General features: G+C 45.6%; 9 protein-coding genes. 5 read left to right on the forward strand and 4 right to left on the reverse strand.

Annotated elements, in window-relative coordinates:
• The first annotated feature begins 107 nt into the window (after positions 1 to 107).
• Genes rnc through ftsY form a run of 5 tightly spaced genes read left to right on the forward strand, consistent with a single transcriptional unit; the run spans position 108 to position 7,471 of the window.
• Complete coding sequence (gene rnc / locus ELZ47_RS03995; protein WP_002903151.1) at positions 108 to 806, forward strand: ribonuclease III; 699 nt, start codon at positions 108 to 110, stop codon at positions 804 to 806.
• Positions 797 to 4,333, forward strand: coding sequence for a chromosome segregation protein SMC (smc, locus tag ELZ47_RS04000; RefSeq protein WP_126435317.1), 3,537 nt, complete (start codon positions 797 to 799; stop codon positions 4,331 to 4,333). Before rnc ends, smc begins: the two co-directional genes overlap by 10 nt.
• A 1-nt stretch (position 4,334) precedes the next feature.
• Positions 4,335 to 5,129 carry a Cof-type HAD-IIB family hydrolase gene (locus ELZ47_RS04005; RefSeq protein ID WP_125331416.1) on the forward strand — a complete coding sequence of 265 codons (795 nt, stop codon included), beginning with the start codon at positions 4,335 to 4,337 and terminating at the stop codon, positions 5,127 to 5,129.
• Positions 5,129 to 5,947, forward strand: a complete 819-nt coding sequence (locus ELZ47_RS04010; RefSeq protein WP_125331417.1) for a Cof-type HAD-IIB family hydrolase — start codon at positions 5,129 to 5,131, stop codon at positions 5,945 to 5,947. The genes ELZ47_RS04005 and ELZ47_RS04010 overlap by 1 nt, the downstream gene beginning before the upstream one ends.
• 3 nt (positions 5,948 to 5,950) lie before the next feature.
• A complete protein-coding gene (gene ftsY / locus ELZ47_RS04015; protein ID WP_126435318.1) occupies positions 5,951 to 7,471 on the forward strand; it encodes a signal recognition particle-docking protein FtsY in 1,521 nt (506 codons plus the stop codon).
• Positions 7,472 to 7,515: 44 nt separating this feature from the next.
• Here ftsY and zwf read toward each other — a convergent pair whose 3' ends face one another.
• The 4 genes from zwf to ELZ47_RS04035 all read right to left on the reverse strand — a co-directional run bounded on the left by zwf (position 7,516) and on the right by ELZ47_RS04035 (position 11,012).
• Positions 7,516 to 8,982 carry a glucose-6-phosphate dehydrogenase gene (gene zwf, locus ELZ47_RS04020; RefSeq protein WP_126435319.1) on the reverse strand — a complete coding sequence of 489 codons (1,467 nt, stop codon included), beginning with the start codon at positions 8,980 to 8,982 and terminating at the stop codon, positions 7,516 to 7,518.
• A gap of 175 nt (positions 8,983 to 9,157) precedes the next feature.
• Positions 9,158 to 9,976 (reverse strand): TIGR03943 family putative permease subunit, encoded by an 819-nt coding sequence (locus ELZ47_RS04025; protein WP_126435320.1) that lies wholly within the window; start codon positions 9,974 to 9,976, stop codon positions 9,158 to 9,160.
• Positions 9,973 to 10,878: a permease gene (locus ELZ47_RS04030; RefSeq protein ID WP_126435321.1), complete on the reverse strand. Its 906-nt coding sequence runs from the start codon at positions 10,876 to 10,878 to the stop codon at positions 9,973 to 9,975. Before ELZ47_RS04030 ends, ELZ47_RS04025 begins: the two co-directional genes overlap by 4 nt.
• On the reverse strand, positions 10,875 to 11,012 hold the full coding sequence (locus tag ELZ47_RS04035) for an SPJ_0845 family protein (RefSeq protein ID WP_002897213.1): 138 nt from the start codon (positions 11,010 to 11,012) through the stop codon (positions 10,875 to 10,877). The genes ELZ47_RS04030 and ELZ47_RS04035 overlap by 4 nt, the downstream gene beginning before the upstream one ends.
• Positions 11,013 to 11,029 lie beyond the last annotated feature (17 nt).

The following is an 11,029-nucleotide window of genomic DNA, read 5'->3' on the forward strand; positions in this document are numbered from 1 at the left end:
AGGTGCGTTTGCGCCTGTTTTTTGTTATAATAGAGACTGTATATCTTTGGAAAGGAAAAGGTATCATGCTGCTTATCTGACTCAAGTCAGCATGATATAAAATAGTAATGGAAAATTTGAAAAAAGCATTGCTGGAGCAGTTTGACTTGGTTTTCTCTGATGAGACCTTGTTGGAAACGGCTTTTACTCATACGAGCTATGCCAATGAGCACCGCCTCTTAAAAATTTCACACAATGAACGCTTGGAATTTTTAGGAGACGCTGTTCTGCAACTGATTATTTCGGAGTATCTTTATACCAAGTATCCTAAGAGACCAGAGGGCGATCTGTCTAAGCTGCGTTCCATGATTGTTCGGGAGGAGAGCTTGGCGGGCTTTGCCCGTGATTGTCAGTTTGATCAGTTTATCAAGCTGGGACGCGGAGAGGAGAAGTCTGGCGGCCGGAATCGTGATACGATTTTAGGAGATTTGTTCGAGGCCTTTTTAGGCGCCTTGCTCTTGGATAAGGGTGTGGAAGCAGTCAAAAGCTTTCTCTATCAAGTCATGATTCCCAAGGTGGAAGCGGGAGACTTTGAACGGGTGACGGACTATAAGACCAAGCTGCAGGAGTTGCTGCAGATTAATGGTGATGTGGAAATTGCCTATCAGGTCGTGTCTGAAACAGGTCCGGCTCATGCCAAAAATTTCGAGGTGGCTGTTCTCATCAATGGCCGCAAGTCCGGTCAAGGCCAGGGGCGTTCTAAAAAGCTGGCCGAGCAGGAAGCTGCTAAAAACGCATTTGAAAAGGAAAGTTCTTCATGTTTTTAAAGGAAATTGAAATTCAGGGCTTCAAGTCATTTGCTGATAAGACTAAAGTTGTCTTTGATCAGGGAGTGACAGCGGTTGTTGGGCCAAATGGTTCCGGCAAGTCCAATATTACGGAGAGCCTGCGCTGGGCCTTGGGAGAGTCCAGTGTGAAAAGTCTGCGGGGCGGGAAGATGCCCGATGTGATTTTTGCGGGAACAGAAACCCGCAAGCCACTAAATTACGCATCAGTGGTAGTGGTTCTGGACAACAGTGACCAATTTATCAAGGATGCTGCCAATGAGATTCGGGTGGAGCGCCACATTTACCGCAGCGGTGACAGTGAGTATAAGATTGACGGCAAAAAAGTCCGTCTGCGCGATGTCCACGATCTCTTCATGGATACTGGACTGGGACGAGATTCCTTCTCCATTATTTCCCAAGGGAAGGTCGAGGAAATCTTCAACAGCAAGCCGGAGGAACGTCGGGCAATTTTTGAAGAAGCGGCTGGAGTGCTTAAGTATAAGACACGCCGTAAGGAAACGGAAAGCAAGCTTAGTCAGACCCAGGATAATCTGGACCGTCTGGAAGACATTATCTACGAGCTGGAGAGCCAGGTCAAGCCCTTGGAGAAGCAGGCTGAAACTGCTAAGCGCTTCTTGAGTCTGGATGGCCGGCGCCGAGAGCTTTTCTTGGATGTTTTGGTCGCTCAGCTGACAGCTAACAAGGAAAGGCTGACTCAGGCTGAAGAAGATTTAACGAATATCCAGCAGGAGCTAGCAGCCTACTATAGCAAGCGCGATGAGCTGGAAGTTGAAAATCAAACCTTGAAGGCCAAGCGCCATGAGCTCAATCAAACTCTGTCTGATGATCAGGCTAGTTTGCTGGAATTGACCCGCTTAATCAGTGATTTGGAGCGTCAGATTGACCTCTCTAAGCTAGAGTCCAGCCAGGCAGCGACGAGCCGTCGGGAAAATGAAGAACGTTTGGCCGCTCTGTCAGAAAAACTGGATCAGATAGAAAGCAACATAGAAGCCAAGCAAGCAGAATTGAGCCAAATAGCTGCCAAACTGAGTGACAACGAGCAGTCTATCGCTGCTTTGGAAGCAGAATTAGCAGACTTTTCAGATGATCCAGACCAGCTGATTGAGCATCTGCGTGAGCAGTATGTCAAGCTCATGCAGGAAGAGGCAAATCTTTCTAATGACTTGACTTCTCTGGAGAGCCAGCTGGCTAGCGAGCTTAAATTGGCTGAGAGCAAGAAAGCAGACTATGCTAAGCTGCAGGCTGATTTGGAGGCTAGTCAGACTCAGGAGCAGGCTGGTTTGGAGGAGTTGGAAATTGCTCGCCAAGCCCTTAAGAATCTACTGGCTGATTACCAGAGTCAGATCCAGTTAGTAGAGAAGCTAGAGGCAGATTATAAACATCAGCAGACTAAGATGTTTGAGCTTTTGGACGACCTCAAAAACAAGCAGGCACGTTCCAATAGCTTGGAAGCCATTCTCAAAAATCACAGTAATTTCTATGCTGGAGTCAAGAGTGTACTTCAGGAAGCTGGCCGACTGGGCGGTATTGTTGGAGCTGTTAGTGAAAAAATCAGCTTTGACCCCTACTATCAGACAGCGCTGGAAATTGCGTTGGGAGCCAGCAGTCAGAATATCATCGTGGAAGATGAGGCGGCTGCGACTCGGGCTATCGAATTTCTGAAGAAAAATCGGACTGGCCGGGCAACCTTCCTGCCTTTAACAACTATCAAGCCGCGTCAGCTGCCTGACCATCATCGCACTACGATTGAAAAGAGTGCCGGTTTTCTGGGACTGGCCTCTTCTTTGGTCAGCTATGAGTCATCGTTAGACAGCATTTTTCAAAATCTGCTGGGAACGACTGCTATTTTTGATACGGTAGAAAATGCTCGAGCGGCGGCTCGCCAAGTGCGCTATCAGGTTCGGATGGTGACTTTGGATGGAACAGAGCTTCGGACTGGTGGTTCCTATGCCGGTGGTGCCAACCGCAATAACAATACTATCTTTATCAAGCCAGAGCTAGATGCTTTGCTAGAGGAGATTAAGCAGAAAAATGTCAGCCTGAAAGAGCAGGAAGAAGCAGTGCAAATTCTGCAAAACCAACTAAGTCAGGCTAAGCAGGTATTGGAACAAATCAAGACAGACGGTGAGCAGGCTCGCTTAGCTGAGCAAAAGGCTAATCTAGCCTATGAACAGTTAGCCAAGCGTGTAGAAGAACTCACAAGTCTGAAAAATCTACAGGAGCAAGAGTTGGCTGGTCAATCTGCTCTGGATATTTCAGAAGAGAAAGACCGACTGCAGACTCGCTTGACCGAGATTGAGCAAGAAAAAACGGACATAACTGCAGAAATAGAGCAGGTGAAGTCCAACAAAGATGCAGTTCAGGCTCGCTTTGACAAGCTTTCCTCTCGTCTGGCTGAACTCAAGCTCCAGCGGACAGAATTGACCTCCAACCAACGCTTTGAAAAGAATGACTTGGAGCGACTGTCCGAGGAAAAAGCCAATCTTGAAAAAGAGCAGGCAACCTTGGAGCTTTTGATGGAGCAAAAGGAACAGTCCAGCCTGCAGAAGGTGGATATTACGATTATGGAAGTGCAATTAGAGACCGCCAAGCAAGAAAAGATTGAGCTGGATCAAAGACTGATTCGTCTGAAATTTGAGCTTGAAGATCTAGAAGGTCAGTCTGACGATATTGCCAGTCGTTTGGAGCAAGCCCGCCATCAAAATGAAGAATTGATTCGCCGGCAGGCTAAAGCAGAGGCAGAAAAGGATAAGCTCATGGATGTCATGCGCCGTCTGGCAAGCAATCTGACAGATGACTATCAGATGAGCTTTGATGAAGCCAGCAGTCAGGCTCGTCCGTTAGAAAGTCTGCAAGCGGCTGAAAGCCAAGTCAAGGACTTGGAAAAAGCCATTCGAGCTTTAGGTCCAGTCAATCTGGAAGCAGTCGAGCAGTTTGAAGAAGTCAGCAACCGTTTGAACTTCCTCAACGAGCAGCGAGACGATGTCCTATCAGCCAAAAATCTGCTCTTAGAGACGATTGAAGAGATGAATGACGAAGTCAAGGAACGTTTTAAATCAACCTTTGAAGCCATTCGTGAAAGCTTCAAGGTGACTTTCCGTCAGATGTTTGGCGGTGGTTCGGCAGACCTGATATTGACGGAGGGAGACTTGCTGACCGCAGGTGTAGAAATCTCCGTGCAGCCACCGGGCAAGAAGATCCAGTCGCTTAATCTGATGAGCGGTGGCGAGAAGGCCTTGTCGGCTTTAGCTCTGCTCTTCTCTATCATCCGCGTTAAGACCATTCCTTTTGTCATCTTGGACGAGGTCGAAGCAGCGCTGGACGAAGCCAATGTTAAACGTTTTGGGGATTATCTCAATCGATTTGACAAGGACAGCCAGTTCATCGTGGTCACTCACCGTAAGGGAACCATGTCAGCTGCAGACTCTATTTACGGAGTTACCATGCAGGAATCTGGGGTTTCCAAGATTGTCTCGGTCAAGTTAAAAGATTTAGAAAGTATGTAAAATGAGTATAAAATTAGTAGCAACGGATATGGATGGCACCTTTTTAGACAGTAAAGGTCAGTTTGATATGGACCGTCTCAAGCAAGTTTTGGCTCGCTTCAAAGAAAAAGGCATGTATTTTGCCGTAGCCAGCGGGCGCGGCCTCTTGTCGCTGGAAAAGCTGTTTGAGGAAGTGCGCAATGAGATTATTTTTATTGCTGAAAACGGCAGCTTAGTTGAATTTCATGGCGAGGATCTCTATGAAGCAACCATGCCTCGGGACTTTTACCTCAAGGTTTTTGACAAGCTGCAGGAATCTCCCTATGTCAATGTCAACGAGCTGCTTTTGACGGGCAAACGCGCCTGCTATGTATTGGAGACTGTGGATCCGACCTATCTTTCCTTCAGTGCTCATTATAATGAAAACATTCAAAAAGTGGCTAGCTTGGCTGATATCGACGATGAAATTTTCAAGTTTACGACCAATTTTGCTGAGGACCAAGTCGCAGCTGGTGAAGCTTGGGTCAATGAGAATATCGACGGAGTCAAGGCTATGACGACTGGCTACAAGTCTATTGACATCGTTCTGGACCATGTGGATAAGGGGGTTGCCATTGTTGAGCTGGCCAAGAAGCTTGACATAGATCTTTCTCAGGTTATGGTTTTTGGTGATAATCTCAACGATTTGCACATGATGCAGGTGGCTGGCTATCCGATCGCGACTGAAAATGCTCGCCCTGAGATTTTAGAAGTGGCCAAGGAAGTCATCGGTCACCATGATGCTCAGTCGGTTATCACTTACATGGAGGGATTATAATGGCAGATATAAAACTGATTGCTCTGGACTTGGATGGAACTCTTTTAAATTCAGACAAGAAGATTTCTGACCGCAATTTAGCAGCTCTAAAAGCAGCTCAGGATAAGGGAGTTAAGGTAGTTTTGACTACTGGTCGTCCCCTCAAGGCCATGGACTTTTTCCTGCATGAGCTGGGAACAGACGGTCGAGAGGATGAGTACACTATTACTTTTAATGGTGGTCTTGTTCAGCGCAACACTGGAGAAATCCTTGATAAAACAGTCTTTTCTTATGATGATGTAGCCCGGATTTACGAGGAGACGGATAAACTCCACATTCCCCTTGATGCTATCTGCGAAGGACTTGTCTATCAAATTCAGTCAGACCAAGACTCGCTTTATGCTCAGTTCAATCCTGCTCTAACTTTTGAGTCTATTGATTTTAGTGATTTGTCCAGCCAGCAGACTTACAATAAATGTGTCACCGCTTATGCTCAAGAACCACTGGATGCTGCTATTGAGCAAATCTCTCCAGAATTATTTGAGCGCTATGAGATTTTCAAATCTAGAGAAATGTTGCTGGAGTGGTCACCGAAAAATGTGCATAAGGCTAATGGTTTGGAGAAACTGATTGCCCATTTAGGCATTGAGAGAAGTCAGGTCATGGCTTGTGGTGATGAAGCCAATGATCTTTCTATGATTGAGTGGGCTGGTCTGGGAGTAGCCATGCAGAATGCAGTAGCCATCGTCAAAGAAGCAGCTAATGTGGTGACACCTATGAACAATGATGAGGATGCAGTGGCTTGGGCTATTGAAGAATATGTATTAAAGGAGGATTAGCCGATGGGATTATTTGACCGCCTTTTCGGCCGAAAAAAACAAGAACCACCGATTGAAGAAGTTGTCAAGGAAGCATTGGAAAACATTGGCGAGCTTGAAGAAGAAACAGCGCCTGTTCCAGAAGCAGGAGAAAATCTTGAAGCGGAAGCTGTTCAGTCTTATCAGGGCGAGCAGCAACTTGATGACCAAATTTCGGATACAAAAGATAGTTTGGCTGATGTTGAAGAGCTAGCATCTCAAGCTATCCAAGAAGAAAGCAAGGAGCCAGAGCATGAAAGAGACATTATTGCAGAAAATCAAGAAGTGGCTCAAGGAGCAACTCAGACTGAAGAAACTCTAGAAGAGCACCATTCCGAGAGCAGTGACGAAACGGTAGAAGAACTTGTTGAACAAACAGACCTGTCAGATGAAGCATCATCTCATACTGAGCATGAAGCAGTCTCTTATGACGAGGTGGGAACTGATTCAAATAATGAGTTCGAGCTAGAAACAGAAGCTGGGCCACTAACAGAATCAGAACAGGTCGATCAAGCAGCTGATTTTGCTGAAGAATCAGAAGCAGAAGCTACAGAAGAGTCTGCTGAACTTCCTCAAGAGGAATCCACTCAGGAAAAATATGACCGCAGCCTAAAGAAGACTCGGACAGGATTTGGAGCACGGCTTAATGCCTTCTTTGCTAATTTCCGCTCGGTAGATGAAGAGTTCTTCGAAGACTTGGAAGAGCTGCTCATCACTAGTGATGTAGGGGTTCAAGTGGCTTCCAGTCTGACTGAGGAACTACGCTATGAAGCTCGTCTGGAAAATGCTAAAAAACCAGCTGCTCTGCGCCAACTGATTATTGAAAAATTGGTGGACATTTATGAGAAAGATGGCCGCTTTAATGAAAAAATCAATTTCCAAAATGGACTGACTGTCATGCTCTTTGTTGGGGTCAACGGAGTCGGTAAGACCACCTCTATCGGTAAACTAGCCTATAAGTACAAACAACAAGGCAAGAAAGTCATGTTGGTAGCAGCAGATACATTCCGAGCTGGAGCAGTAGCTCAGCTGGCTGAATGGGGTCGGCGCGTAGATGTTCCAGTCGTGACAGGGCCTGAGAAGAGCGATCCTGCCAGTGTCGTATATGACGGAATGGAGCGTGCTCAGGCAGAGCAGGTTGATGTTCTTATGATTGACACGGCTGGTCGCCTGCAAAATAAGGACAACCTCATGGCTGAGCTGGAGAAAATTGGCCGTATTATTAAACGGGTGGATCCAGAAGCACCGCATGAGACTTTCCTAGCTCTTGATGCTTCAACTGGTCAGAATGCTCTGGTTCAGGCTAAGGAATTTTCTAAAATTACTCCAGTCACAGGAATTGTACTGACGAAGATTGATGGAACAGCTCGAGGCGGGGTTGTGTTAGCTATTCGTCAGGAATTGGATATTCCGGTCAAGCTGATTGGCTTTGGAGAAAAGATTGATGATATCGGTGAGTTCAACTCAGAGAACTTTATGAAAGGCCTGCTTGAAGGCTTAGTATAAAGCAAAAAAGCCAGTACACGTACTGGCTTTTTTATGAATATTTTTTAAATCTTATTTTTGGGAGACCACTGCCAGTCAGCTCCAAATTCTCTAAGGAGTTCAAAGGAAGCATCTGGTCCCATAGATCCGACAGGATACTCATGAAGAGGCACTTCGTTGCTATGCCAGAGCTCTTCAATCTGATCAATCAGCTCCCAGCTAGAGCGGACTTCATCCCAGTGGCTGAAGTTGGTTGAGTCATTGTTAAGGACGTCAAAGATTAATTTTTCGTAAGGATCAGGGGAAGCACCGCTAGCTGTTGCATCTGTTCGATAGTCCAGAGAGAGAGGAGCTAAGCTGAAGCGCTCGCCGACCTCTTTACCATTCATGCTAAGTGAGAAGCCCTCAGTCGGCTGGATATGAATGGTCAGAACATTTGGTGCTAATTCCTCACCAAAGATAGACTCCATCTGCTTGAAGACAATATTAACAAGAGTGCCTTTCTCAGTAAGGCGTTTACCAGTCCGGAAGAAAAATGGAACATCACGGAAACGATCGCTATTTACGAAGAAAGCTCCTGAAGCAAAAGTCTCGGTCATGGAGTCAGGATTGACATTAGGTTCACTCCGGTAGGAGATGTATTTCTTGCCCTTGACCTTACCAGACTTGTACTGGCCGCGGATAAAGAAGCGTTTTAGGTCTTCTTTATCGGGCTGTACCAAGCGTTCAAAAACTTTGACTTTCTCTGCCCGAATGTCGTCTTTGCTGAAGCTTTTCGGCTTGTCCATAGCTAAGAGTGACAGGAGCTGCAAGGTATGATTCTGTACCATATCGCGCAGAGCACCAGACTGATCATAGTAACCGCCACGTTCTTCGACACCAAGCTTTTCTGCAAAGGTAATCTGGACATTGTCAATGTAGTCACGATTCCAGATGTTTTCAAAGAGAAGATTGGCAAAGCGGATAGCGAAGATGCTCTGAATCATTTCCTTACCTAGATAATGGTCAATACGGAAAATCTGCTCTTCATCAAAGGCAGCCAAGAGTTCTTCATTAAGTTGGCTGGCAGTTGCCAAGTCTGTTCCGAAAGGTTTTTCGACAATCAGACGTTCAAATCCTTTGCCATCTACGATGTTTTCAGACTTGAGGTGTTTGGCAATGGTGCCGAAAAATTGCGGAGCCATGGACAGGAAGAAGAGTTTATTGTGCTCGGCTTGGTACTGCTCATTGAGTCGGTTTTGAAGCTTGCGCAGCTCAATGTAGTGCTCGGTATCCTGCACATCATGACTTTGATAGTAGAAGTGACTAGCAAACTCTTGGGCTTGCTCTGGACTGTCAGCTAAATCAGCGATTGCTTCGACAACGACAGACTCAAAATACTCCTTGCTCCAAGGCCGGCGGGCTGTTCCAATAACTGCAAAATGCTTGGAAAGATTGCCAGACTTATAGAGCCTGAAGAGGGATGGATAGAGTTTTCTTTTGGCCAAGTCACCGCTGGCTCCGAAAATTGTTACAATAACTTTTGAAGACATCCTGATACCTATTTTCTAAATGATGTCTCTATTTTATCACAATTTTTCTAAAGATTGTATTTAGAAATTCGCTTTCTGAAAAGGGAGACAAAATCAAGCAGACAGCAGCTCTATCAAGAATAATCGTATACAAAAAAAATGAGGCTTAGACACGATTGTGCCAGCCTCGTTTTCTTTATTCAAATACCCGATAAACGTAAGGATTTTCTGGTTTTTCTACCTTATCAAAGCTTTCAACTTCTAGAGTTGGAAGGCTTTGCCCCAGACTTTTATGGTAATGCATGGTAATTTTTCCCTTGGCATGAATCCAGGTATTATTCTCGAAATGCTGGGTATTTCCAGTCGTCAAGAGGCCATAGACACCTGAGTCGGCGATACAATGGATAATACCGAAGCGAAAGAGAAATTGACTCTTCTGGTCGCTGGGGTCATTGTAGACAAAGCCAGTGAACTCCAGCGTCTTGCCCACAAACTCGTCGGGATAATCATAGATGACCTCCATGATTTCCATGTAGTTCTCAGTCGTGACCTGAATGGTATCTTGCTTGACATATTTCTTAGCGGCTGCCCGCATTTCTTTTTCGTAAGCCCCTTTGGTAAAGTAGGTGCTGGTGTCCGGCTTCAGGTATTGGCTGGTTGTGCCTTCGTCCTGCTGAATAGCAGTTGAAGTTCCCTCAGCTAGCGGGAAATGAAATCCTTTAGCCGAAACTGTTGTCGAATCCAAGGTTACAGTTGGAAAGAAAATTCCTACAAAAAGCGGAATGACAAGGAGCAGCACGCTTCCTAACTTGGCCCAGCGAGTACTTAAATGACTGTGAACCTCCATCTTCTTCATCCAGATGATAAGCTGCACAACTGCCAAGACAAAAGACAGAATCATAGACAAGTATGCCAGATAGGAGTAGTGGAGATTGATATATTGATTAAGCTTGCCCGTCAGCTGCAGATACATGGTAATCTCAAAGTAGCCGACTAAGATTAGAAATCGAATCATAGCACCACCCCCACAAGCCAAGAGTAAAGAAAGACGACGATGGTAACTAGGCTGATAAATTGCCAGATAAAGCGTGTCTTAAAGTAGTTTTTCATCATCAGCAGATTCTTGACATCTAGCATAGGCCCAATGACCAAGAAAGCTAAGACTGGCGATAAGCCGAAGCTAGCAATCAATGAGCTCCCGATGAAAGCATCGGCTTCGCTGCAAAGTGAGAGCAGGAAGGACAGCAGCATGAGGAGAAGAATAGCAACAGCTGGTGTCGAGCTGATAGAGGTCAGGATTCTGGTTGGCACATATACTTGTACTATGCTGGCGAAGAGACAACCAAAGACCAGATAGCGGCCTGTATCGAAAAATTCGTCAATAGCTTGAATGAAGACTTGAAAAAGCTTTTGTCCCTTACTGAGATGTGAAAAGTCATGCTCATGAACAGCCTTGCGATTCTCTTTTTGGATATTACTATCTGCAAAGAAGCCCAGAAAAATCCCTAAAAGAATAGCCACGACCATAGAACCTAAAGCACGAAGCAGAGCCATTCGGAAGGAATTACCAAAGGCTGAGTAGGTCGCAAAGAGCACGATGGGGTTGATGACTGGAGCCGTTACCAGAAAAGGCACAGCCGTGTAACTGGGAACTTTCTTTTCCAGAAACCGATTTATAATGGGAACAATCCCGCACTCGCAAGATGGGAAGACAAAACCAACCAAGCTTCCAAAGAAAATCCGAGCCCATTTGTTCTTGGGTAGGAAACGATAAACCTTGTCCGGCGTGACATACACCTCGATAAAGCCAGAAATGATACTTCCAATCAAGACAAAAGGCAGGGCTTCAATGATAATGGAGAGAAAGATGGCGCCAGCTTGCAGGACACTGGCCGGCAGCTGATAGAAGAAGCTCATTCTTTCTTATCCTTCTCGTTTTTAGATTTTTTCTTGTCTTCCTCAGGGAACTCAACCTTTTCCATTTTAGGCAAGGTCGCAAACTCCTCGAACATCTTGTCCAAATCATCTGATCTAGTAAATTTAACAGCCATAAAGGCACCTCATTTCT

This window comes from Streptococcus sanguinis (assembly GCF_900635155.1).
Classification (GTDB): Bacteria; Bacillota; Bacilli; order Lactobacillales; family Streptococcaceae; genus Streptococcus; species Streptococcus sanguinis_G.

Excerpts from the sequence above, each read along its gene's own strand:
- ELZ47_RS04005 (WP_125331416.1), top strand. The coding sequence starts at position 4,335 with ATGAGTATAAAATTAGTAGCAACGGATATGGATGGCACCTTTTTAGAC.
- ELZ47_RS04035 (WP_002897213.1), bottom strand. The coding sequence starts at position 11,012 with ATGGCTGTTAAATTTACTAGATCAGATGATTTGGACAAGATGTTCGAG.
- zwf (WP_126435319.1), bottom strand. The coding sequence starts at position 8,982 with ATGTCTTCAAAAGTTATTGTAACAATTTTCGGAGCCAGCGGTGACTTG.
- smc (WP_126435317.1), top strand. The coding sequence starts at position 797 with ATGTTTTTAAAGGAAATTGAAATTCAGGGCTTCAAGTCATTTGCTGAT.
- ftsY (WP_126435318.1), top strand. The coding sequence starts at position 5,951 with ATGGGATTATTTGACCGCCTTTTCGGCCGAAAAAAACAAGAACCACCG.
- ELZ47_RS04010 (WP_125331417.1), top strand. The coding sequence starts at position 5,129 with ATGGCAGATATAAAACTGATTGCTCTGGACTTGGATGGAACTCTTTTA.
- rnc (WP_002903151.1), top strand. The coding sequence starts at position 108 with ATGGAAAATTTGAAAAAAGCATTGCTGGAGCAGTTTGACTTGGTTTTC.
- ELZ47_RS04030 (WP_126435321.1), bottom strand. The coding sequence starts at position 10,878 with ATGAGCTTCTTCTATCAGCTGCCGGCCAGTGTCCTGCAAGCTGGCGCC.
- ELZ47_RS04025 (WP_126435320.1), bottom strand. The coding sequence starts at position 9,976 with ATGATTCGATTTCTAATCTTAGTCGGCTACTTTGAGATTACCATGTAT.